General features: G+C 37.8%; 25 protein-coding genes, 1 pseudogene and 1 riboswitch. Of the genes and pseudogenes, 24 read left to right on the top strand and 2 right to left on the bottom strand.

Going from position 1 to position 24,105, the window contains the following annotated elements; all coding sequences use genetic code 11:
• Window positions 1–18 precede the first annotated feature (18 nt).
• Complete coding sequence (gene ruvB / locus ID741_RS02895) at window positions 19–1,020, top strand: Holliday junction branch migration DNA helicase RuvB (RefSeq protein WP_438718976.1); 1,002 nt, start codon at window positions 19–21, stop codon at window positions 1,018–1,020.
• Window positions 1,021–1,032: 12 nt separating this feature from the next.
• Entirely contained in the window at window positions 1,033–1,611 is a 579-nt protein-coding gene (locus tag ID741_RS02890; protein WP_218326989.1) for a TetR/AcrR family transcriptional regulator, read from the top strand.
• Between the two features lie 26 nt (window positions 1,612–1,637).
• Here ID741_RS02890 and ID741_RS02885 read toward each other — a convergent pair whose 3' ends face one another.
• Window positions 1,638–2,606 (bottom strand): 2-hydroxyacid dehydrogenase family protein, encoded by a 969-nt coding sequence (locus ID741_RS02885; protein ID WP_218326988.1) that lies wholly within the window; start codon window positions 2,604–2,606, stop codon window positions 1,638–1,640.
• A 66-nt stretch (window positions 2,607–2,672) separates the two neighbouring features.
• Between ID741_RS02885 and ID741_RS02880 the strand changes: the two genes are divergently transcribed.
• The 3 genes from ID741_RS02880 (at window position 2,673) to thiT (ending at window position 4,356) form a co-directional block, all read left to right on the top strand.
• The gene (locus ID741_RS02880) at window positions 2,673–3,134 is read left to right on the top strand and encodes a low molecular weight protein-tyrosine-phosphatase (RefSeq protein ID WP_218326987.1); all 462 of its coding nucleotides are present in this window, start codon (window positions 2,673–2,675) and stop codon (window positions 3,132–3,134) included.
• Window positions 3,135–3,199: 65 nt separating this feature from the next.
• A complete protein-coding gene (locus ID741_RS02875; RefSeq protein WP_218326986.1) occupies window positions 3,200–3,556 on the top strand; it encodes a hypothetical protein in 357 nt (118 codons plus the stop codon).
• A 62-nt stretch (window positions 3,557–3,618) separates the two neighbouring features.
• A riboswitch (TPP riboswitch) is annotated at window positions 3,619–3,717 on the top strand.
• 51 nt (window positions 3,718–3,768) lie between these two features.
• Window positions 3,769–4,356: an energy-coupled thiamine transporter ThiT gene (gene thiT / locus ID741_RS02870; RefSeq protein ID WP_438718975.1), complete on the top strand. Its 588-nt coding sequence runs from the start codon at window positions 3,769–3,771 to the stop codon at window positions 4,354–4,356.
• Between the two features lie 72 nt (window positions 4,357–4,428).
• On the opposite strand, the gene ID741_RS02865 is transcribed toward thiT, so the two are convergent.
• Window positions 4,429–5,199, bottom strand: a complete 771-nt coding sequence (locus ID741_RS02865; RefSeq protein WP_218326984.1) for a hypothetical protein — start codon at window positions 5,197–5,199, stop codon at window positions 4,429–4,431.
• A gap of 268 nt (window positions 5,200–5,467) precedes the next feature.
• Here ID741_RS02865 and ID741_RS02860 point away from each other — a divergent pair, with 268 nt between their 5' ends.
• From ID741_RS02860 to ID741_RS02770, 19 genes and pseudogenes are all read left to right on the top strand, one after another.
• On the top strand, window positions 5,468–6,184 hold the full coding sequence (locus tag ID741_RS02860) for a class A sortase (protein WP_438718974.1): 717 nt from the start codon (window positions 5,468–5,470) through the stop codon (window positions 6,182–6,184).
• A gap of 72 nt (window positions 6,185–6,256) precedes the next feature.
• Window positions 6,257–7,753, top strand: a complete 1,497-nt coding sequence (locus ID741_RS02855) for a patatin-like phospholipase family protein (protein ID WP_438718973.1) — start codon at window positions 6,257–6,259, stop codon at window positions 7,751–7,753.
• A 24-nt stretch (window positions 7,754–7,777) separates the two neighbouring features.
• Window positions 7,778–7,993 carry a YdbC family protein gene (locus ID741_RS02850; RefSeq protein ID WP_218326981.1) on the top strand — a complete coding sequence of 72 codons (216 nt, stop codon included), beginning with the start codon at window positions 7,778–7,780 and terminating at the stop codon, window positions 7,991–7,993.
• A gap of 12 nt (window positions 7,994–8,005) precedes the next feature.
• The gene (locus ID741_RS02845) at window positions 8,006–8,887 is read left to right on the top strand and encodes a YicC/YloC family endoribonuclease (RefSeq protein ID WP_438718972.1); all 882 of its coding nucleotides are present in this window, start codon (window positions 8,006–8,008) and stop codon (window positions 8,885–8,887) included.
• A 103-nt stretch (window positions 8,888–8,990) separates the two neighbouring features.
• Window positions 8,991–9,605 (top strand): guanylate kinase, encoded by a 615-nt coding sequence (gene gmk / locus ID741_RS02840; protein WP_218326979.1) that lies wholly within the window; start codon window positions 8,991–8,993, stop codon window positions 9,603–9,605.
• Window positions 9,606–9,610: 5 nt separating this feature from the next.
• Window positions 9,611–9,910 (top strand): DNA-directed RNA polymerase subunit omega, encoded by a 300-nt coding sequence (gene rpoZ / locus ID741_RS02835; RefSeq protein ID WP_218326978.1) that lies wholly within the window; start codon window positions 9,611–9,613, stop codon window positions 9,908–9,910.
• Window positions 9,911–10,034: 124 nt separating this feature from the next.
• On the top strand, window positions 10,035–12,434 hold the full coding sequence (gene priA, locus ID741_RS02830) for a primosomal protein N' (protein ID WP_218326977.1): 2,400 nt from the start codon (window positions 10,035–10,037) through the stop codon (window positions 12,432–12,434).
• Window positions 12,435–12,444: 10 nt separating this feature from the next.
• Entirely contained in the window at window positions 12,445–12,936 is a 492-nt protein-coding gene (gene def, locus ID741_RS02825) for a peptide deformylase (RefSeq protein WP_218326976.1), read from the top strand.
• Window positions 12,929–13,870, top strand: coding sequence for a methionyl-tRNA formyltransferase (gene fmt, locus ID741_RS02820; RefSeq protein ID WP_438718971.1), 942 nt, complete (start codon window positions 12,929–12,931; stop codon window positions 13,868–13,870). The genes def and fmt overlap by 8 nt, the downstream gene beginning before the upstream one ends.
• Window positions 13,870–15,219: pseudogene (rsmB, locus tag ID741_RS02815) on the top strand (16S rRNA (cytosine(967)-C(5))-methyltransferase RsmB); the annotation flags it as partial. The gene fmt and the pseudogene rsmB, both read left to right, overlap by 1 nt.
• Entirely contained in the window at window positions 15,208–15,984 is a 777-nt protein-coding gene (locus ID741_RS02810) for a Stp1/IreP family PP2C-type Ser/Thr phosphatase (protein WP_343214733.1), read from the top strand. The pseudogene rsmB and the gene ID741_RS02810, both read left to right, overlap by 12 nt.
• On the top strand, window positions 15,981–18,095 hold the full coding sequence (gene pknB / locus ID741_RS02805) for a Stk1 family PASTA domain-containing Ser/Thr kinase (RefSeq protein ID WP_218326973.1): 2,115 nt from the start codon (window positions 15,981–15,983) through the stop codon (window positions 18,093–18,095). The genes ID741_RS02810 and pknB overlap by 4 nt, the downstream gene beginning before the upstream one ends.
• A gap of 120 nt (window positions 18,096–18,215) precedes the next feature.
• Window positions 18,216–19,094 carry a ribosome small subunit-dependent GTPase A gene (rsgA, locus tag ID741_RS02800; protein ID WP_438720438.1) on the top strand — a complete coding sequence of 293 codons (879 nt, stop codon included), beginning with the start codon at window positions 18,216–18,218 and terminating at the stop codon, window positions 19,092–19,094.
• 5 nt (window positions 19,095–19,099) lie between these two features.
• Window positions 19,100–19,750 (top strand): ribulose-phosphate 3-epimerase, encoded by a 651-nt coding sequence (rpe, locus tag ID741_RS02795; RefSeq protein ID WP_218326972.1) that lies wholly within the window; start codon window positions 19,100–19,102, stop codon window positions 19,748–19,750.
• Window positions 19,750–20,391 carry a thiamine diphosphokinase gene (locus tag ID741_RS02790; protein WP_438718970.1) on the top strand — a complete coding sequence of 214 codons (642 nt, stop codon included), beginning with the start codon at window positions 19,750–19,752 and terminating at the stop codon, window positions 20,389–20,391. The genes rpe and ID741_RS02790 overlap by 1 nt, the downstream gene beginning before the upstream one ends.
• Window positions 20,392–20,526: 135 nt before the next feature.
• Window positions 20,527–21,387 carry a rod shape-determining protein MreC gene (gene mreC, locus ID741_RS02785; RefSeq protein WP_218326970.1) on the top strand — a complete coding sequence of 287 codons (861 nt, stop codon included), beginning with the start codon at window positions 20,527–20,529 and terminating at the stop codon, window positions 21,385–21,387.
• Window positions 21,384–21,911, top strand: a complete 528-nt coding sequence (gene mreD, locus ID741_RS02780) for a rod shape-determining protein MreD (RefSeq protein WP_218326969.1) — start codon at window positions 21,384–21,386, stop codon at window positions 21,909–21,911. Before mreC ends, mreD begins: the two co-directional genes overlap by 4 nt.
• Window positions 21,912–22,139: 228 nt before the next feature.
• Window positions 22,140–23,486 carry a C40 family peptidase gene (locus ID741_RS02775; protein WP_218326968.1) on the top strand — a complete coding sequence of 449 codons (1,347 nt, stop codon included), beginning with the start codon at window positions 22,140–22,142 and terminating at the stop codon, window positions 23,484–23,486.
• An 83-nt stretch (window positions 23,487–23,569) separates the two neighbouring features.
• Complete coding sequence (locus ID741_RS02770) at window positions 23,570–24,073, top strand: VanZ family protein (RefSeq protein WP_218327157.1); 504 nt, start codon at window positions 23,570–23,572, stop codon at window positions 24,071–24,073.
• Window positions 24,074–24,105 lie beyond the last annotated feature (32 nt).

Genomic DNA, 24,105 nt, shown 5'->3' with positions numbered 1-24,105 from the left:
TTGTCAGGAGGATCAGTAGTGGAAGAAGAACGGATCGTTTCCCCAGAGCTAGAAACTGGTGATAAAAGTCTGGAAAAATCTTTGCGTCCGCAGTATTTGGCGCAATATATCGGCCAAGATAAAGTCAAACAAGAATTAAGTATTTATATTGAAGCAGCTAAAAATCGTGAAGAAGCATTAGATCATGTTTTATTATATGGACCTCCTGGTTTAGGTAAAACGACTATGGCGATGGTGATTGCCAATGAGATGGGCGTACAAATCCGTTCAACTAGTGGACCTGCGATTGAGCGTCCAGGGGATTTAGTAGCGGTTTTAAATGAATTGGAACCTGGAGATGTTTTATTTATTGATGAAATTCATCGGCTACCTCGCATTGCAGAAGAAACATTATATTCAGCTATGGAAGATTATTATGTAGACATCATGGTAGGGCAAGGTCCGACGGCACATCCAGTGCATTTTCCTTTACCGCCATTCACATTAGTAGGGGCAACGACGCGAGCAGGTATGTTATCTGCACCCTTACGAGATCGTTTTGGGATTATCAGTCACATGGAATATTATCAGGAAAGTGATTTGCGGGAAATCGTTTTACGTTCAGCTGATATTTTTCAAACGGAAATTGTTGATACCGGTGCGGTGGAAATTGCCCGTCGCTCACGGGGAACTCCCCGAATTGCCAATCGTTTGTTGAAAAGAATTCGGGATTACGCAGAGGTTCAGTCAGATAGTGTTATTGATCAAGAAATTGCTGATCAGGCGTTGCAATTACTACAAGTGGATAAAGCTGGTTTAAATTTAGTTGATCAAAAATTATTGAAAACGATGATTGAACTTTATCATGGTGGTCCAGTGGGATTAAGTACGATTGCTGTAAATATTGGTGAAGAACGAGAAACGGTAGAAGATATGTACGAGCCTTTCTTAATTCAAAAGGGTTTTATCAAACGGACTCCTCGTGGTCGAGTAGCGACTGAACTTGCCTATCAGCATTTTAACTATCCTTATCCCAACTAAGCAGGTGAATGGATGATTGAAGGAAAAAAGACCAAAGATAAATTAGCACAAGCATTACTTACACTGATCGAAAAAAAAGATTTTGCAAAAATTTCGATTTCAGATATTACACAAGCGACGGGATTAAATCGACAAACCTTTTATTATCATTTCAAAGATAAAGAGGATTTATTGCATTATAGCTATTTTGTGACAGGGTTAAATTATTTACAAGCGGATGATTTATCTTTAGACAACTGGGAAGAGGCCGTTTTAAAGATGTTGCGAACAATGGAAAAGTATCAAACTTTTTATTTTAAAACTGTTACTAGTGATTCTGAGGTATTGGTTCGAGAATTTACCGCTTTGACTCAAGGATTATTTGTCCGTTTGTTTGAAGACGTCGATCATGAAGCCCAATTGAGTGCAGCTGATAAAGATTTTTATTCGCGTTTTCTAGCATACGGTTGTGGGGGCATCTTAGTTGATTGGTTATTGAAAAAGGTTCAGGCGACACCGATGGAAATTGCCGCCCAGCTTTTTCGTTTCGCCAAAGATATTGAATTTTTTGCTTATCGATTGTATCAATCAGAGACAGAAAAAAGTGATTAAGATAGTCCTAATCACTTTTTTGGCAATTATTTTACGTCATTGACGACATATTTAATGGGTTGATTATTTAAAGCACCTAGGGCATTTTGAACCACAATTTCTGCCATGGCATCACGGGCTTCAAAGCTGGCATTGCCGATGTGAGGAGTCAAAATGACATTTTTAAAATCCTTTAAAGCTTCGGTAACTTTTGGTTCAAATTCAAAAACGTCTAAGGCAGCACCGGCGATTTCATTTTGTTTAAGTGCCTCCACTAAGGCTACTTCATCAACGATGGGCCCGCGGGCTGCGTTAATCAAAAAGGCAGAATTTTTCATTTTCGCAAAAGTAGCTTGGTTGAATAAATGTTGTGTTTGATCAGTCAACGGTGCGTGGATTGAAATAATATCTGCTTGTTCAATCACTTCAGATTGACTGACGTAACGGGCGTGTAATTTTTGTTCAAGCGCATCAGTTAATGGATGGCGTTGGGTATAAATAATGTTCATGCCAAAAGCCAGCATTTTTTCAGCTAAAGCTTGTCCAATTTGTCCCATACCAATGATGCCTAAAGTTTTCCCAGCTAATTCATGACCGCGGAAAAATAAAGGTGCCCAACCAGAAAAACCTTCGTGCCGCATCAAGTCATCACCTTCGACAATTCTACGGGATAAAGCGATAATTAAACCAGCAGCTAACTCAGAAGTGGCGTTAGTAGAAACTAGCGGTGTATTGGTGACGTAAATATTTTTTGTGGCAGAATAAGCACTGTCAATATTATTAAATCCAGCCCCGTAGTTAGCAATTAGTTTTAGATGGGGTGCCGCGTCAATCACTTCTTGATCAACAGTAGTTGAAAGTGGCGTAATCAAAACTTGAATATCAGCTACATTTTCTAGTAATTCTTTTTTTGAAATTAAACCGTCACCTTGAAAAACTCGATAGTCAACTTTGGCTTGATCGAGGACTTGATAGCCGGCGACTGGGATTTCTGCAGAAATAAAAATTTGACTCATGAAAAGGACCTCGCTTTGATTGAATTGCTTTCATGATAGCACGAAATAAAAAAATGGAGGAAAGATATGCAAGAGATATTATTTGTTTGTATGGGAAATATTTGTCGTTCACCAATGGCCGAAGCGATTTTTCGTGATGCTTTTGTGAAAGAAAGACAGCAAGCTGATTTTTTAGTTGATTCTGCTGCCACCAGTTCTTGGGAAGTAGGAAATCCCCCGCATCGTGGGACACAAAAAATATTAAAACAACACAATATTTCAACTAAAGGGATTGTGGCTCGTCAGATAAAACTAACTGATTTTGATCGCTTTGATTATATTATTGCAATGGATAACGAAAATTTATCTGATTTAAAGGAAATGGCGCCAGCTGATAGTAAAGCTGAAATTTTATTATATTTAGATATTTTGCCAGAAAAACAAGGCCAAAGCATTCCAGACCCATGGTACACTGGTGATTTTGAGGAGACATACGGATTGATTACGGCAGGTTTAAAGCCTTGGTTAAGTTTTTTTAATCAGGCTTAGAAATCTTGAAAAAAAATAAGTATCCATGTTAAAATAATCGTAACTTTTTAGAGGAGGTTAACTAGATGAAAAAATCCGAAAAAGAAAATTTTTTCAAAAAACTTTCTGCCACTCCGTTGCGTTTTATTTCAGATTTTGTCAATGACACTGCGGAAAAGAAGCAGGCAGCTGAAGCAACTTCGACGATTTTTCGTCAGTTACAGTTAGCGTCTCTGCAGAAAAGCTATGTGATTTTACAAATTGAAGCACCTAAAAAGAATAAAAAATTTAGAACTGTTTCTGGCTGGCTGCCAAGCCATGTTAGAGGAGAAACTTTTATGTTAAAAACTACTGATCAGCAATTATTAATGTTGAATTTAGCAGATGTAAAAAAAGTGACAACTCGTTTAGACAGTGATGATCAAAAAACTTTTTCCCGTTAATTGTAAAAATATTGGTGAAATTTTCAACTTATGTTACAATGAATTTGTCAAAATAGAATAATACTTTCGCAAAGGGGAGCCTTCGGGCTGAGATTGAGTCTACTCTAAACCCTAGAACCTGTTTCGGTAATTCGAACGTAGGAATTGTGAAGAAGTAATAGCTGTTGCTTCTCCTTTGTGAGCTGTATGTTCAAAAAAGGAGGAGTTTTTTTATGCATGAAAGAACTAGAATTATGATGGAAGCTACAATTTTTGCCGCATTATCACTATTATTGTCGATGGTACCAACCAACATTGGTAGTAGCTTAACGGTTTCGTTAGGAATGATTCCATTAACTATTTTCGCTTTACGAAGAGGCTTGAAGGCTGGCTTAATCGCAGCATTCATTTGGGGGATTTTACATTTTCCAATGGGGAATGTTTTTTTCTTAAGCGTACCGCAAGTCTTGATTGAATATCCGATTGCCTTTACTTTTGCAGGCTTTGCGGGACTTTTTTCAGACTCTTTAAAACAGTCTTTAATTGCTGAAGATAGTCGTGGCGTAACAAGAAGTGTCATTTTAGGAAGTTTTGCTGGAAGTTTTGCCCGTTTCTTTTGGCATTTTATTGCCGGTGTTGTCTTTTGGGGCAGCTATGCTGTTTGGGGTATGGGACCAGTACTATTTTCTTTCGTCACTAACGGGATCAATTTTATTGCCACAGGAACGGTTACTAGCATCGTCATTGTCATCATTGCCAAAAAAACACCACAATTATTTTTACCAAAGTCTGCAGCTAAATTAGAAAAAACTACTAATTAATTGGAAAAACGCCATCAGATGGCGTTTTTTTGCTGCAAAAAAACAATCCAGAAATATTTTTCCAGATTGTTTTTAGTGGAATGAAAAGGCTAAATCATCATCTTCAACCTCTAAATGCCAGATTTTTTTATTTAAATCATAAGTTAATTCAGCTACTTTTTGTTCTTTCCGTAAGTTGATTTGACTACGGCGCCAGCCTTTTTCATCTGATAAGTAAATCGGAATGTGGAATTGTTGGTTTTCAACTGGCTCTTGCGGAATATTAAAAATTGCTCCTTCTTGAAAGAAAGGATAAAGTTGTTTTAAAATTTCGCCATCCAATTTTGCAACTTGTGGACCACGAGCAAAAAGTGTTCTACGAAAATTGTTTTTTTCTAAAACGATCTTACTAAGCTTGTTGGCCAAAATCCGATAGAACTCATCTAAATAGCGATAATAAACCCGCATTGTATCGTTACCAAAATTAAAATAGACAAAGTTATTTTGAAGTTTGTAAAAAAAAGGTGAATGTAAGTGGGTCTTCATATGACCAAAATACAACAACTCAGAAATCTCTAAAGGAGATAATTCTTTTAGCAGTGCTGGATCAGTGAAATCAATCCATTTTGCTGCACTGGGACTATTCAATTGACGGATACTAAAAAAATTGCTGACAGCATTAGTACCATTAATAATTTTTAACCCGGTGTGAGAATCAAATTCGCCGGCGCTTGCTGCAGGATTTAACAGTAATAGATGTTCCGGCTGGTGGACGATCCCTTCAACAAAATCTTGTGGTGAGAGCCCTTTAGAAAAAACAGCATTACTGGTTGTATCAATATATACAAATAACATTTCAGCCACACTCTTCACGCTTCCTTTTTCTTTCGTTAATTTTATTTTACCTCATGCATCAAAAAAAAGCTTGTAACTTTTATTTTAAAATTACATTACAAATATATTTAAATTAGAGAAAAAAGAGCTGAATCCGTGTGAATTAATTAGTGAAATTCTTACTTGTTTTGAAAAGATAACGATGATATTTTCATAAAACATCGCTTTCATTTTAAGTCGTAGACTATAGGACAACTTGAAAAAATATGTTATGATTAAATCGAAATGAGGTGGGAAAATGACGAAAACTAAGAAGAAAAAGCGAAATTGGCTATTAAATAGCTTTTTAGTTTTATTATTTATTGTTGGATTGGCTTTGATTTTTAATAATCAAATCAAAGATTTTTTAATTCAATTAAACGGGGATCGTTATGGTATTTCCAACCTCGATGAAGACCAACTAAGAAAAAATGAAAATGCTAATGCGTCTTTTGACTTTGATGCGGTTGAACCTGCTAGTACAGAAGCTGTTTTGCGGGCGCAGCTAAGTAATAAACGTTTGCCGGTAATTGGTGGTATCGCCGTACCCAACGTTGGAATAAGTTTGCCAATCTTCAAAGGTTTATCTAATGAAGCGCTGCTTTATGGCGCGGGAACGCTGGCCGAAGATCAAAAAATGGGAAAAGGCAATTATGTGTTAGCCAGTCACCGGGCTTCGCGGAAGGATTTATTGTTTACTCCGTTGGAAAATGTTGAAGCCGGAAATATCGTTTATATTACTGATTTAAAAAAGATTTATACATATAAGGTGAGTCTGAAAGTACGAGTTCAGCCAACTCAAGTAGAGTACATCGAGACAACACCTGGCAAGAAACAAATTACTTTGATTACTTGTGGTGAGATGAATGGTGTCACTCGAATTATTGTTCAAGGGGATTTAAAGAAAACCACTCCAATAAAAAAAGCTACCAAAAAAATGAAGCGAGCATTTGAAATGGAACAAAAAACTTTCTAAAAAAATTGGAAATTTAGCCCAACTAAATTTCTGATTTTTTTTGCTATAATTAACTAAAAAAGGAGGAGAAAAATGAAGCAGGTATTTGGTTCGCAATTAATAATGACTGGCTTTTCTGAAGCAAAACTACTTTTACCTTTTTTTTCTTCTCATCAAAAAGGCCGGGAAGCTTTTTCAGTCGCAGTGAAACAAGAGAAGGCCTTTGCTATTAATAAAGATCTTTGGCTAGTGGTAAAACAAACTGCTCAAAGCTGGAAAATTGAAAATATTTTAATTTTAGCCAATCTCAATCTTAGTGAGGGGTTGCAACAGATTGAACAAGCTGCTCGCAGACAGTTTATTTCAAAAATTTCATTGGAACTAGCAGAAGAGATCGTTGTGACAGATTTACTGCAAAACTATAATTATACTTTTGTTAATGGGAGCTATCAAAAAGAACTGTTTGATAAAACGGCTTTAGTTTTGGGGGGCGGTGGTGCCCGAGGAGCCTATCAAATAGGTGTTTGGCAAGCGTTGTTGGAAAAAAGAATCAAGTTTGATTTTATTGTGGGAACGTCAGTTGGTGCCTTGAACGGCGCGTTGATTGCGCAAGGGGATTTTTCAGCAGCACAAAAATTATGGCAACAAATTTCTACTCAGCAAGTCCTAGAGTTAGCCTTTGAAAAAGCGGAAGAGATTGATTATGCGACTCAAAGAAAACAAATTCAGCAATTGGTGAGTGCGTCATTGGAACAACGAGGGATCTCAACAGCACCTTTAAAAGAACTGTTGGAAAAATTCTTAGCCAAGGGACCATTGAAATGTCCTGTTTATGTTGTGACAACCAAACTTCCGCAGTTTAAAGAAACAATCGTCAATTTGTTAGATAAACCACAGCAAGAAATTCAGTGGATGCTGGCTTCCTCTAGTTTTTTTCCAGTCATGGCTATAACGGAAATTGACGGCAATAAATATATTGATGGTGGCTATCGTAATAATCTACCGCAGGATGTGGCAGTTTCTTTAGGTGCTACAAGGCTTATTAGTATCGATGTAAAAGGCCCAGGATTTAACAAACGTCCGGTTTTTTCAAAAGAGATTGTCGATGTCAGTTTGAAAAGTCATTGGAATTTAGGTGATTTTTTAATCTTCCAAAAAAATACGGCACAAAAGAATTTGCAACTAGGCTATTTAGAAGCAAAACGAAGCTTAGGTGATTTTAAAGGCCGACGTTATTGTTTTACTTTAGAAACAGACTTTGTAAAAGCTAGTCGCGACTTTTTGAAAAAAGCCAACCAGCAATTGCCAATTGTTTCTCTGAATGAACTGCAAAAAAAAGTCAGTGATTTTTTTGGTGAGGCAACCGAGATTGAAGAAATCAGTCTGGTTATTTTAGAATATTTAGCCGCCAGATTACAAGTTGATCCAGTTAAAGTGTATGATATAGATACCTTTAAAAAAGCGATTAAAAATCAACTGGAAGTTGGCGCAAAATTAAATGATCGGGTGCGCTGGCATTTTGGCAGAGCCCAAAGAACCAATTATTTTGATTGCTATCAATTGATCGCGTTGATGATTGAAGAATTATAGAATTTTATTTGAGGAGGAATGCTCATGGCAGATTTTAGCTATGAAATTGTAGAAGAAATTGTGGTTTTATCAGAAAATCCCAAAGGCTGGCGTAAAGAGCTAAATTTAATTAGCTGGAATGGGCGACCACCGAAGTTTGATTTAAGAGATTGGGCACCAAATCATGAAAAAATGGGTAAGGGAGTTACTTTATCCAATGAAGAATTCGAAGCACTAAAAGAGCAGTTAACTAAAATGTAAGGAGCTATCTTGATGAAAAGTATGACTGGCTACGGCCAAGCAGTTGTTAGCAATGATTTTTACGAATTATCTTTAGAAATAAAAAGTGTTAACAATCGATTTTTAGATTTACAAATTCGGCTACCTAAAGAATTAAATCCTCACGAAGCGGCTTTGCGGCAAATTGCCAAAGAAAAAGTGCAGCGAGGACGAGTGGAACTATATTTAAATTTAACACCAATCAATAGCGGTACCAAACAAGTTGCGATTGATTGGTCACTGATTACAGAATTGATTGAAAAAATGCAAACAGGTGCGAAACATATAGGGGCGATTAATTTATCGACAGAAGATATTTTAATCAAGCTGGTGGGTCAACCAGATTATATCAAGCTGGAGGAACAAAAAACGGACTCAGATTCGTTAGCAGATTTAGTGATTGAAGCTGCAGAGCAAGCTTTTGATCAACTGATTGCCAGCCGCAGCCAAGAAGGTACTGGTATTTTGGCAGTCTTAGTAGATTATCAGCAAAAGGTTTTTGAGTTAGTAGAAGAATTAAAATCTTTTGTCACCCTTTACGAAGCAGATTATCAAAAGCGTTACGAAGCCAAATTGCAGGAATATCTTGGAAATACAGTCGATCAAGATCGTTTGTTGACTGAATTGGCTATCTTATTGGAACGAGGAGATATTCACGAAGAATTGGATCGTCTAACTATTCATTTGACTAAATTAGCGGAACTTTTACAAAAAGACATCCCTGTTGGGCGTGAGTTAGACTTTTTATTACAAGAAATTAATCGTGAAGTGAATACCATCGGTTCTAAGTCGAGTCCCATTCAAATCAAAGATATTGTGGTACAATTAAAGACGATTCTAGAAAAAATACGTGAACAAATTCAAAATGTCGAGTAAGTTTTCCGAAAGGACGCTCTTTACAGCAAAATGCCACTTGAAATCTTTGAAAAAAAAGTGCACAATACAACTTAGCTAAAAAAGACTATGAAAGGGCGTTTTTATGTCTGAAAGAGGACTTTTAATTGTTTTGTCTGGACCTTCTGGTGTCGGAAAAGGCACTGTCAGAAAAGCAATTTTTGAACGAGACGACAATGATTTTCAATATTCTGTCTCCATGACGACGCGCCAAATGCGGCCGGGAGAAGTAGACGGAGTTGATTACCATTTTCGTACGAAAGAAGAATTTGAGGCACTTATTGAAGCTGGCGAAATGCTGGAATATGCAGAGTATGTCGGCAATTACTACGGTACGCCACTAAATTATGTCAATCAAACTTTAGACGAAGGCAAAGATGTTTTTTTGGAAATTGAAGTCCAAGGAGCCGGACAAGTCAAAGAAAAAGTTCCTGACGGCGTATTTATTTTTTTAACACCGCCTGATTTAGTAGAATTAAAAGCCCGTATTGTTGGACGCGGGACGGACAGCCCAGAAGTAATTGATCAACGAATGGCAGCTGCTCGTGAAGAGATTGAGATGATGTCTCTGTATGATTATGCTGTGGTCAATGATCAAGTACCCTTAGCAGTTGACCGAATCAAAGATATTATTGTCGCAGAACATTACCGAGTTGATCGGGTAATCGGAAAATATATTAAAATGTTAAAGGAGATTTAAAGCTTATGATGTTAAAACCTTCCATCGATACTTTATTAGATAAAGTAAATTCAAAGTATTCATTAGTGATTCTTGCTAGTAAAAGAGCTCATGAAATAGATTCCGGAGCACAGCCAACGGTTGAATCATTCGAATCTGTTAAAAGTGTCGGCCAGGCATTAGAAGAAATTGATGCTGGCACAGTAATCAATGATCCGCATCCAGAAATTAAACGTGAACGAATGAAATTAGAAGCAGAAGAACGCCGCTTACAAAGTGAACGGGAACAACGTGAAGTTGAAAACCGTGTAAACAACGAAAAATAATCAAAGAATGAGCTGGGATGTTGTTAAAATATTCCAGCTCCCTTTTTTATGAAAAAAAGTTTTTCACAACTTTACGAAAAATTTGTAATTATTTAGTACACTACATAAGAATGGAGGCGGAAAAATGAATTTAGCAGATGTGATAGTCGATGTCCCAGCAATGCAGACGGATCAACCTTTCAGTTACTTGATTCCGCCTCAAATGAAAGTAATACCAGGTATGCGGGTAGAAGTTGGTTTTGGTTCTAGACAACTCCAAGGATTTGTTATTGGGATTCAACCAGCCCCACAACCGTTACCAGATAACATAAAAGAAATTACCCGAGTGTTAGATTTAGCGCCAGTCTTAACTGAAGAATTATTACAATTAGCTGACTATATGAAAGAAACAACTTTCGCTTTTAAAATTACTTGTCTACAAACCATGTTGCCAAGTGTTATGAAAGCCAATTACCAAAAACGCTTATACTTATTGAATGATGCTGCTGAATTAAAGGCAAAATATTTCAATAACGGCGATTTTATTGATTTTGATGAAGCACAAAATAATGGTTGGTTAAAAGAAATGGCTCAATTACGAGAGGATGGCTTGGTTGAACTGCGGTATGAAGTTCATACCAAAAATAAAGTAAAAACTACACGTTATCTCAAACGGACTTTTGATTTATCAGCAAAAGACGAATTGGTTGCAACGATCCGCAAAGGTGCAAAAAAACAACTGGCATTGTTAGATTATTTAGCTAATTTGTCAGAAGCAGAGAAAATTGCTGTCAAAGAGGTTAAAGAAAATTTTAGTTTGAGTATTTTAAATCAAGCTGAAGAAAAAGGCTGGTTGGCTTTTGAAGAAATCGAAACCTATCGTGATCCTTTTGCTGAAAGAGATTTTCAAAAAACCACGGCGATTAAATTAAATGATGAACAGCAAACTGCTTATCAAGCGATAACTGAGAAGGTTCAAACAGAGGAACACCGGACATTTTTACTAGAAGGAGTCACCGGTAGTGGTAAAACAGAAGTTTATTTACAAGTAATTGCTGATGTTTTGAAAAAGCAACAAACAGCCATGATGTTAGTACCGGAAATTTCTTTGACACCTCAGATGGTGACCCGCTTTAAATCGCGTTTTGGCTCAGCTGTTGCAGTTTTACATAGTGGTTTATCACAAGGTGAAAAGTATGATGAATGGCGTAAACTAGAACGGGGCGAAGCTCAAGTTGTTGTGGGCGCTCGTTCAGCAGTTTTTGCTCCGCTAACCAATCTGGGTGTAATTATTATTGATGAAGAACATGAAACAAGTTATAAACAAGATGAAACACCTCGCTATCATGCCAGAGATTTAGCTATTTGGCGAGGAAAATTTCATCATTGTCCTGTCATTTTAGGTTCAGCAACACCCTCACTAGAATCGCGGGCCCGGAGCCAAAAAGGTGTTTATCAATTATTAACGTTAACCAAAAGAGCCAATCCGCAAGCTACCTTACCGCAAACAGAAATTATTGATATGCGGGAAGAAATGAAAAATCGCTTGAATTCGGCGTTTTCAGCCAGTTTAGAAATGAAAATTCGAGATCGCTTAACTAAGGGTGAACAAAGTGTTTTACTATTAAACCGCCGTGGCTATTCTTCCTTTGTGATGTGTCGGGATTGTGGCTATGTTTTACCTTGCCCCAATTGTGATATTTCGTTAACTTTACATATGGATACGAAAACGATGCGTTGTCATTATTGTGGACATGAAGAAGGAATTCCTCATCGCTGTCCCAATTGTGGCAAAGATAAAATTCGTTATTTTGGTACAGGTACCGAAAAAGTCCAAGAAGAGTTAGAACAGCTCATTCCAGAGGCACGAATTTTACGAATGGACGTCGATACGACACGCCGTAAAGGAGCTCACGAAAAAATCTTAACTGCTTTTGAAAATAAAGAGGCTGATATTTTACTAGGGACGCAAATGATTGCGAAAGGACTGGATTATCCTAATGTAACGTTAGTAGGTGTTTTGAATGCCGATACGGCTTTAAATTTACCTGACTTTCGAGCTAGCGAGCGGACTTTCCAATTACTTACCCAAGTTAGCGGTCGTGCAGGCCGGGGTGCAAAAGCCGGTGAAGTAGTCATTCAAACCTTTAATCCGGAGCATTATACAATTCAGTTGGCAAAAGAACATGACTATGAAAAGTTCTATCAAATGGAAATGCGGATGCGCCATCAGACAGCTTATCCGCCCTATTATTTCACTGTCAAAGTAACCGTTTCTCACCAAGAAGAAATCAAAGCAGCCCAAAAGGCTTTCCAATTGGCGGAACAACTAAAAAGTTCGCTTAGTCCTCAAAGTATTGTGCTAGGACCTTCTCCGGCGGCTATTATGCGGATTAAAAATCGTTACTATTACCAAATGATTATTAAATATAAACACGAACCTAATTTACATGCGGTGCTGGAAGACATTTTACAGACGAGTCAAAAGGATCAACGACAAGGACTGTTAATTGCCTTAGACAATGAACCGATGTATTTTATTTAAAGGAGAAAATATGCGTTTACCAATTTTACTGCATCCGGATGATAAATTAAGAAAAGTTGCGGAAGAAGTCCCTTATATGACGGACGAATTGATTGATTTATTAGATAATATGTATGAAACAATGCTGGCTCATGATGGGATTGGCATCGCGGCACCACAAGTTGGACGTAACTTACGGATTGCGGTAGTTGAAATCGAAGAGGGCGACCGCTTTGATCTGATTAATCCTGAAATTATCGAAAAAAAAGGGGAAACAATTGATGTAGAAGGCTGTCTATCGATTCCAGAAACTTTTGGAACGGTCAAGCGAGCAGATGAAATTACGATCCGTTATTACGATCGTGAGGGTGATCAAATGGAAGTGACTGCTTATGGATATCTAGCTCGTTGTTTCCAACATGAGATTGATCACTTAGATGGTAAATTGTTTATCGACCAAATGATTGAAAAAATTGCGCCAGCCGATTTAGAAAAATATATGGAGGAACACGAAGATGACTAAAATAGTATTTATGGGTACACCAGCTTTTTCTGTGCCTATTTTAGAAGGTTTGTTGACTGAAGGCTATGAGGTTTTAGCCGTCGTCACGCAACCAGATCGACCAGTGGGACGTAAAAAAATAATTACTGCGACGCCTGTTAAAGAGGCTGCGTTGAAACACGATTTATTGGTTTTACAGCCAGAAAAAATTAGTGGTTCAGAAGAATTAGATCAGATTGAACAATTGCAGCCGGATGTAATCGTGACAGCTGCTTTTGGTCAATTCTTACCAGAACGACTATTGAAAGTCCCAAAAATTGGTGCAATCAACGTGCATGCTTCTTTATTACCAAAATATCGCGGTGGTGCGCCAGTTCATTACGCCATCATTAATGGCGAAAAAGAAACCGGTGTAACCATCATGGAAATGATCAAAAAAATGGATGCTGGCGGTGTTTACAGTCAAAAAAGTATTCCGATTACTGATCAAGATGATGTTGGTACGATGTTTGACAAATTAAGTAGTGTCGGAAAAGAGTTATTATTAGCTACTTTACCAAAGATTGTGGCTGGTTCTTTGCAACCTACTCCGCAAGATGAAAGCCAAGTGACTTTCTCACCAAATATTACGCGGGAAGAAGAAGTGATTGATTGGCAAAAAACAGCAACTGAAATTAATAATCAAATTCGCGGCATGCATCCTTGGCCAGTTGCTTATACGTCTTACCAAGGTACCCACTGGAAAATTTTTAAAGCCACAATCACAGCTGAAAAAACCGATCAAGCTCCTGGTACAATTATCGAACGGAGTAAAAAAGCTTTGAAAATAGCTAGTGGTGAAGGGACCGTTTTACAAATCGATGAATTACAACCAGCAGGCAAGGCGCAACAAACAATTCAAGCGTTTTTAAATGGTAGTGGACAAAAAGTTCAAGAAGGACAAAAGGTAGAATAATGGCAAAAGTTCCTAAAAAATTATTGCACTCCGTTAGATTTACCGCTTTGGAAGCTCTAGAGCGAATCAACCATGGCGGTGCCTACTCTAATTTATTATTAAATGAATTAATTAAAAAAAATCAAGTTGATAAAAGAGATGCAGCTTTGTTAACAGAGATTGTTTACGGCACTTTAAGCCGTCAAATTTCGTTGGCTTATTTTGTGGCCCCTTTCATCAAACGAGCAAAAAAAGTTGAACCTTGGGTCAATCAATTATTACAATTATCTGCTTATCAAATGATTTATTTGGATCGGGTACCAGACCATGCCATTTTAAATGAGGCCGTCGAAATTGCCAAAGCCAAGGGAAATGCTGGAATTGGTAAATTCGTTAACGGTGTATTACGTAGCATGCAGCGACGTGGCTTTCCAGAGATTGAAGCGATCAAAGATCCAATCGAGCGTTTGGCGACTGAAATCAGTATGCCTCGCTTTTTAGTCGAAAAATTCATTAAAGAAATCGGCAAAGAAGAGACTAGAGAGTTAGGTTTGTCATTATTAGAACCTAGTCATGTTAGTGCTCGAGTAGACTTAAGGGAAATTAGTCGGGAAGCGGCTTTGAATAAATTAGCGGAAGAAGGCATTGATGCTTGGGAAAGCTTGGTTTCACCTTACGGAATCGTTGCTGAAAAAGGCTTTTTGGCAGGTAGTGAATTATACCAAGCAGGCCTGATAACGGTTCAAGATGAAAGCTCAATGCTGGTTGCACCAGTAATGGAATTGGAAAAAGAGCAAAAAGTTCTAGATGCTTGTTCTGCACCTGGAGGAAAAACCACCCATATTGCAGCACTGTTAGATGGCACTGGAGAAATTACCGCTTTAGATATTCATGCCCATAAGTTAAAATTAGTAAGAGAAAATGCCGAACGTCTACACGTCTCAGAGCAAATTAAAACAATCGAGATGGATGCAAGAGAGGTGGAAAATCGGTTTCAGCGAGAATCTTTTGATCGTATTTTAATTGATGCGCCTTGTTCAGGTTTAGGCTTAATGCGTCGTAAACCCGATTTGAAATATCAAAAAAAATCGGCCGACTTTGTCCAATTACCAAAAATTCAACGGGCTATTTTAGACAGCTGTGCGCCAACTTTAAAAGTTGATGGTATTTTAGTTTATAGTACGTGTACAATTGCACCTGAAGAAAATCAACAAGTGGTTGCTGGCTTTTTGCAAGATCATCCAGAATTCGAGAAGATTGATTTAGCTGTGAATGAGACACTTGCTGAGCAAATCAAAGATCAAATGTTAACCTTGTACCCACAAGATTTTATGACTGACGGCTTTTTTATTTGCGGAATGAAAAAAAAGAGTAGAGGTGAAGTACCTGTTATGGAAATTCAATTTCAATCAGATATTGGCAAAAGACGCCACACTAATCAAGATTACGCGAATGTTTTTACTAATCAGGCAGATCTGAAATTAGCAATTTTAGCTGATGGTATGGGCGGGCATCAAGCTGGCGATGTTGCCAGTAAGATGATTGTTGATGGTTTAGGAGAAGCATGGAGCCAATCAAATATCTCTGATGATCAGACAATCAATGAATGGTTTGTAACCGAAATTCAAAAAGAGAATGAAACAATTTATCATGAAGGAAACACTAATGAAAGTCTCAAGGGAATGGGAACAACAATTGTTTCAGCTGCTTTATTTGAAGATGGCTTTACCTTGGCTCATGTGGGAGATAGTCGCGCTTATCAAATTAGCGAAGACACAATCGTTCAACTAACGGATGACCATTCCCTAGTCAATGAGTTAGTGAAGTCAGGAGAAATTACTGAAGAGATGGCGGCGGTCCATCCACAAAAGAATATTCTGACTCGTTCCATCGGTGTTTTCGGAAGTGTGGAAGTGGATGTTTCTGAGTTTACTTATCAGACAGGCGATTACTTGTTATTATGTTCAGATGGTTTGACTAATATGGTCAGTGAAGAAGACATTTTAGTGACGATTACGAGTGATTTGACAATCGAAGAAAAAACCAAGAGTCTCATTTCAGCGGCTAATGAAGCGGGCGGTTCTGATAATATTACTGTTTTGCTGATTCACTTTGAGAAGGAGGATCAGTCATGATAAACATCGGCTCGCTAGTCAATGGACGCTACAAAATTTTGGCTAGTATTGGTAGTGGAGGCATGGCGAATGTATTTTTAGCGCATGATTTAATATTAGATCGTGACGTTGCAATCAAAGTACTAAGATTTGATTTTCAAAATGACCAGACAGCTATCAGACGTTTTCAGCGGGAAGCTTTAGCTGCAACCGAATTAGTTCATCCGAATATTGTCAGTGTTTATGACGTTGATGAAGAGGGTGGCATGCAATATTTAGTTATGGAATTTGTGCAAGGAATGGATTTGAAGCGATATATTCAAACCCACAGCCCAATTCCTTATGCAAAAATTGTGGATATCATGGAGCAGATTTTATCAGCAGTTAGTTTGGCTCATGAACACGGCATTATTCATCGGGATTTAAAACCACAAAATGTGTTAATTGATGAAGAAGGCGTCGCGAAAATTGCTGATTTTGGAATCGCCATTGCATTGTCAGAGACTTCATTAACTCAGACCAATTCTTTACTGGGTTCAGTGCATTATCTATCACCAGAACAAGCCCGTGGAAGTATGGCTACCAAACAATCAGATATTTACGCATTAGGGATTATTTTATACGAATTAATTACTGGTAATGTACCTTTTGATGGGGAATCAGCGGTAACAATTGCTTTAAAACATTTTCAAGAACCGATTCCTTCAGTAAAACAATTGGACCCTAAAATTCCTCAATCTCTTGAAAATATTGTTTTACAAGCAACTGCTAAAGATCCAGCAGATCGTTATAAAACGGTGGATGAGATGGCAGCTGATTTGTCAGTAGCATTAACTAGTGCGGGGCTCAACCAAATGCCTTGGACACCGATGGCAATGATGGGGGAAACGAAAGCAATTACCCCAATTGAAGCCGAAGCTGAAGTAATGCCAGAACCTAAAGTTGAACTGGAAAAATCGACAAAACCAAAAAAGAACAATAAGCCTAAAAAGAAAAATAAACGGAAAAAAAGATTGATTATTGGTGGGATTATCGCTTTAATAGCCCTGCTAGGGATTGGTTATTTTGCTTTTGGCCGAGGAGATATTTCGGTACCGCAAGTACAGAATATGACGGTCGAGCAAGCAACCTCAACCCTAGAAAATGCTCATCTTACGGTCGACAGTGAAGTTATAGAAATCGCTGATGATACTGTCGACGAAGGCAATGTAGTTCGCACTAGTCCCGAAGCTGGAACAAGTGTCAATCGTAATTCTGAAGTTCAATTATTTGTTAGTACAGGCTCGAAAAAAATTACTTTGAAAGATTATAAGGGAGAATCTTTAACCTCTGCTCAAAGTGACTTGCAAAAACGTGGTTTTGTTTTAAGAAATATCAAAGTTAGACGTAGCGCTAGTGATACAGTTGCTGAAGGGGATATTATTAGTCAATCACCAAAAGCGGGAGAAAAGCTAGATCCTAAGGAAGATACAATAACTTTCAGAGTTTCTAGTGGACCTAAAACATATAAACTAGGCAATTATCAAGGGATGACCTACGATGAAGCTTATGCAGCATTAATCGAATTAGGTTTGAGTGATAGTCAGATTAATCGAACGGATGAAGGTAGTGAAACGGTGCCTGTTGGACAAGTAATTAGTCAATCGCCAGTAAACGGTAGTAAAGTTTCAGCTGAAGATACAGTGACTTTAAAAGTGAGCTCTGGTTCAAACTACATCACGATTAATGAACTAACTGGTTCTAGTCAGTCGGCTGCTGAAAGTTATTTACAAGGTTTGGGTCTGAACGCCTCAATCAGTGAAGAAGCTTCTGATTCTGTTGCGGCTGGTATAGTCATTCGGACGAGCCCTGGCGGTGGTGGAACTGTTCAAAAGGGCGGCACAGTAAATGTTGTCGTTTCAAGCGGTTCAGGCGAACTTACCTTAAAAGATTTGGTCGGTTCTAGTCGCGCAGCCGCTGAAAGTTATTTACAAGGTTTAGGCTTAACTGCTTCAATTAGTGAAGAAGCCTCGGACTCAGTTCCAGTAGGCAATGTTATTCGAACGAGCCCAGGTGGTGGTGCCACAATTAAATCAGGAGAAACAATTAATGTCGTTGTCTCCAGTGGAAGTAGTTCTTCAAGCAGTAGTTAATTTCTTTTAAAATACCTTTCGCCTTGATTTGGCGGAAGGTATTTTTTACTTAAATGATTAAATTCAAATAATAAATCAACAAACTATGATACAATACGAAGTGAAAAGAACGGAGGCGATATCATCGAAGGACAGATTCGCAAAGCGCTAAGTGGTTTTTATTATGTATACAGTAATGGTCAAACTTATCAAACGCGAGGTCGAGGAAATTTCCGAAAAAGAAAGCTGACACCGCTGGTTGGTGATGAAGTTGTTTTTAGTAGTGAAAAAAACAGTGAGGGATATTTGCTGGAACTTTTACCGCGAAAAAATGAATTAGTCAGACCACCAGTGGCAAATGTTGATTTGGGTGTCGTAGTTATTAGTTTAGTTGAACCGAATTTTTCTTATAATTTACTGGATCGTTTTTTAGTCACCTTAGAGGAAAAAAATATCGAACCAGTTATATATTTATCAAAAGTTGATTTGGCTAAAGATCAGCCATTAGTTAATCAAATTAAGCAACTCTATCAAGGCATTGGTTACTCTGTAATCGCGGGGCTAGATGAAAAAGATAAATTAATATCGTTATTTAAAAATAAACTGACAGTTTTTATGGGTCAATCAGGTGCTGGAAAATCAACTCTTTTAAATGAATTGGTGCCCGAGTTAGATTTGGCTACTGGAGAAATTTCGGAAGCGCTGGGACGGGGTAAACACACTACTCGACATGTTGAGTTACTAGCTATATTTAGTGGCTTAGTAGCTGACACACCGGGATTTAGCTCGATTGAGTTTTTGGATTTAACCTCTGAAACTTTACCTAAAGAATTTCCTGAATTTGTGCGAGCCTCTGTCAATTGCCGGTTTAGAGAATGTCGTCATGTGAAAGAGCCAGGTTGTGCGGTCAAAGCCGAAGTAGAGCAGGGGGAAATTGCCCAATCTCGTTATGATAATTATTTACAATTTTTACAGGACATCGAAAAACGACGTCCAGTATATAAAAAGAAAAAGGAGTAGGTATTATGAAAATTGCACCATCGATTTTAAGCGCGGATTTTGCCAAATTGGGAGAAGATGTAAAACTTGTGGAAGGTTATGGTGTGGATTATATTCATGTCGACGTAATGGACGGTCATTTTGTACCGAATATTACTTTTGGTCCTAGCGTGGTTGCAGCGTTACGCCCAATTACCAAATTACCATTGGATGTCCACCTAATGATCAGCGATCCAGAAAAATATATTGAGGATTTCGCTAAAGCAGGATCAGATATTATCATGGTGCATGCAGAAGCAACACCTCATTTACACCGCGCTGTTCAAATGATTAAACAAGCTGGTGTTAAATCAGGAGTAGTGCTGAATCCAGGTACACCAGTGGAAGATGTAAAATACGTTTTGGCTGACTGTGATCAAGTTTTAGTTATGACTGTTAACCCAGGGTTTGGTGGTCAAGGCTTTATTGAAAATCAATTAGATAAAATTGCCGAATTAGCGGCGTTGCGAAAAGAACAAGGTTATCATTATGAAATCGAAGTCGATGGTGGCATCAAAGTAGAAGAAGCAAAACTTTGTCGCCAAGCGGGCGCCGATGTTTTTGTAGCAGGTTCTTACATCTACGGCGCTAAAGATATTAAAAAAGCGATTGATGATTTAAGAGAAGTGATTCAGTAATGAATGTGTTATTAGTAGCTGGCGGAAGTCCGGAAGACTGGCCAGCTTTTTCCGTTGATGGGTTTGATTATGTTGTAGGAATTGACCGCGGAAATTTATTTTTACTAGAGCGAAATATCATTCCTGATCTAACAATTGGTGATTTCGACTCACTGACCGAAGAAGAGCAGGGGTTTGTATTTGCGCAAGCCAAAGAGATTCTTACTTCGCCGGCAGAAAAAGATGAAACGGATACGCAATTAGCTGTGAGCAAGGTTTTTGAAAAATTTCCAAACGCTAAAATTAAATTAATCGGCGCAACGGGTGGCCGCTTAGATCATCTGTTGTCGAATTTGTGGTTAGGATTGGAACCACGCTTTTTTCCGTTTCTACAACAATTAGTCATTCAAGATAAACAAAATCATTTTTCTTATTTACCGCCAGGCGAACATTTGATTCAGCAATTACCTGAAACCAAATATCTAGGTATTATTTGTTTGACTGCTGTTGATAATTTAATAATCAATGAGGCCAAATATACTTTGACTCAAACTAATTTTGCCATTCCGATCAGTTTAGGAAGCAACGAATTTATTGGAAAACCCGCAACGGTTTCATTTACTAGTGGAATTGTGGCGATCACCCAAAATAAAGACGCGTAAGATTGAGAATTTTTGCTCAATCTTTTTTTATTTTTTGAGATAATAAAATTCTTTAAAGGCGACTGTCAATCCTTTAGTTAAGCCTAATTTAGTGGTAAAATTTAATCTATATTTATAATATCTTGAGGTGCCTACGTGAAAAAGTTCAATCCAAATAAAAATATCATCATCATCTTGATCATTATCATCGTGGTGATTGCAACAGTAAGCTTGACGGCGTATTCGCGCTCGAAAAGTTCTAAAACAAATGTGCTCCAATCTGGTGTCAATGACATCGTCGGTGCGGTCGATAAAGTTATCTCTGCGCCTGGTCGTTGGATTGTTGAGGGAATCGACACAGTCTCAAACTTGACTGAAACATATACTGAAAATCAACGTTTAAAAGAAAAAATTGATGAATACGAAGAATTAGAACAGCGTAATAAGAACCAAGAAAAAGAAATTAGTCAATTACAAGATGAATTAGAATTAAACGAAACTTTGAGCGATTACGATAAAGTAACTGCCAATGTCATTACCCGCTCACCAAATTCGTGGCAAGATAATTTGGTGGTGGATAAAGGAACCACCGATGGTATTGAAAAAGATATGGCGGTAATGTCTCAAGCGGGACTAGTAGGAAGAGTAGTAGAAGCTAGTGCAAATTCTTCTAAAGTGGAGTTGTTAACGACTGACAGCAATGACGTCAATCGTTTCCCAGTTAAAATTTCAACGGATGATGGTGATAGTTATGGAGTTTTGTCTGGCTATCGTAAGAAAAAACAAGAGTTGATCGCTGATGACTTAACAGAAACTTCTGATATTAAAAAAGGGGATATCGTGCAAACGTCAGGTTTGGGAGGTAACTCGCCAGCGAACTTGCCAATTGGTGAAGTAACCGAAGTCAAAACGACTGGTTATGGTTTGGCAAAAGAAATTTATATCAAACCTTATGCCGATATGTTTGATTTTTCAGTAGTGACAATTATTCAACGATCGGTGGATGCTAGCGAATGATTCGACAAGACAAAGTAAAAATTTTAGCTCCATTCATTTTATTTCTCTCACTACTGCTAGATGCCCATATCTCATCAGTAATAGCTAGTTTTTTTGATAACCGCTATTTAGTAAGTGTTCATCTTACCTTGGTTTTTTTATTAGTTATTTCTAAATTAGTCAACGAACAATTTTTAATCATTACTATGATTGTTATCGGAATGATTATCGATATTTATTACACAGGTATGATTGGTATTTATGCGGCTGTGATGCCACTTATTGTTTGGTTAATGTATAAATTTGGCAAGATAATTCATCAAAATATTTTTACCATGTTTTTTGGTATGATTATTTTTGTGACAATTTGGAATGTGGCGTTGTTATTGCTGCAGCTAGTTTTTAGGTTGGTCTCAGTGAATCTGTTGTACTTTATTACTCAAAATTTGTGGCCAAGTTTGATTGCCAACATTGTGGTTTTTATTATTGTAATTATTCCAATCGAAGCGATTTTAAATAACCCAGACGAGGATGCCAATTTCTGATTTAGCAGTCATTGATCAAATCGTATGAAGAGAAAAAAACAAAGGGCAATCCTTTGTTTTTTTTATTGTGACAAACCCTCAACAATTTATATTTGAAATGAAACACTTTTGTAACAAAGCTATTATCTCTATGACACAAAGCTGTGGTATCCTTTGCATTGTGTTAGAAAAAAAGTCTAATAAAATTCAAAAATAAAAAACTTAAACAGTAGTCGGAGGATTTATAAAGTGAAAAAAAGTTTGTTATCAGCATTAATGCTAACTACAGTAACATTAAGTGCCCTAGCAGCTCCATATGCAGCTTCAGCCGATGAATTTGATAGTAAAATAGCCGATCAAGATTCAAAAATCTCTAGTTTACAAAACCAACAGACTGACGCTCAGTCTCAAATCAGTTCATTAGAATCAGACGTTGCAGACATTAATACAAAGGCACAAGATTTATTAGCCCAACAATCAGAATTGCAAGCAAATTCTCAAGACTTGCAAGACCAAATTACTACTTTACAAGAGCGCATTGACAAACGTTCTGCAATGATCCAAAAACAAGCACGTCAAGTCCAAGTAAGACAAAATTCTACAAATGTAGTTGACGTGGTATTAAATGCAGAATCATTCTCAGATGCTGTTGGTCGCATTCAAGCGATGACAACAATTGTTAAAGCGAACAATGATTTAGTTGAACAACAAAAAGCGGATAAAGAAGCAGTTCAACAAAAGCAAGCTGAAAACGAACAACAATTACAACAAATTCAAGCTAACCAAGCTGAATTAGAACAACAAAAAGGTAACTTAATCTCAGCGCAAGCTGATTTGAAAGTACAACAAACAACTTATGCTGCTGATCAAGCAACAGCAGAAGATGAAAAAGCAAGCCTACAAACAGAACAACAAGCAGCAGTTGCTGAGCAACAACAAGTTGCAGCAGAACAACAAGCGGCAGCAAATGCGCAAGCAGCAGCTGAAGCAGCACAACAACAAGCATCAAGTGAAAGCTCTACTTCTGTTACAACTGAAGCACCAGCAACTGAAGTAACAACACCAAGTGTAACTGAACCAACTACACCGAGTGTGACTGAACCTTCAACACCAGAAGTAAGCAATGACAATACAAATACTACAGAAACGCCTGTAGTTGAAACACCAGCAGTAGAAACACCTGTAGTTGAAACGCCAGCACCAACAACTCCTACACCAGCACCAAGTACTGGAGCAAGTGCATCACGCGCATCAATTACTTCAATTGCACAACAATATATCGGTGTTCCTTATGTATGGGGCGGAAAAACTCCTTCAGGATTTGACTGCTCAGGTTTCACTTCTTACGTATTTGCACAAGTTGGCATGAGTATCGGTGGCTGGACAGTTCCTCAAGAATCAGCTGGAACAGTTATCTCAGTAGGTGCTGCTCAACCGGGAGATTTATATTTCTGGGGTAGCCAAGGTGGTTCTTACCACGTAGCAATCGCATTAGGTGGAGGACAATATATCCATGCACCTCAACCAGGCGAAAGCGTAACAATCGGAAGCACTGCTTATTATGCACCAAGCTTTGCTGTGAATGTTTTAGGTTAATTCAAAACTATACAAACTGGGCCAAGTCTTCTTGGCTCAGTTTTTTTGTATCTTAGAAGGAGTATCAAGTGAAGGAATTATTTATAAAAAACCATCGTAATGGGCGACTTTATTTTGTTGTTGCTTTAGCAGTAATGATAATTTTATTTTATAGTTCATCGATGACTTATCAAGAACAAAGTCAAGTATCGACGATTCAGCAATTTTTAACTACGCAACCTTTTAAAACTCAACTGAGCCAAATTGCATTTCAGTACGGAGATAGCGAAGTAAGTATTCAGGCACAAGGTTATAGTAAATTTATCGAATTTTTCATTCGAAAAGGCGCGCATTTTTTCACTTATTTTGTATTAGGTGGTAGCTTATATTTAGGATTATATCCAAATTTGAAAAATTCCGCTAAGGGCTTAAGTCTGATTTTTGCTACATTGGCAGCTACTGGATATGCAGCAACAGATGAATTTCACCAAATGCTAACTGGTGGACGAACACCATTATTTCAAGATGTTATGCTGGATGCGGTGGGTGCATTAACAGCAACGGTCATTCTTACGATAATATTATCTTTCAAACAACGAAGAAAATGATTTATTCTTGACGGAAATGCTGGTTCGCGAGA

Origin of the sequence: Enterococcus sp. AZ103 (assembly GCF_051714685.1) — a bacterium.
Lineage (GTDB): Bacteria > Bacillota > Bacilli > Lactobacillales > Enterococcaceae > Enterococcus_A > Enterococcus_A alishanensis.
Note: the sequence above shows the minus strand (reverse complement) of the source record. Positions and strands in the feature narration are given on the sequence as shown.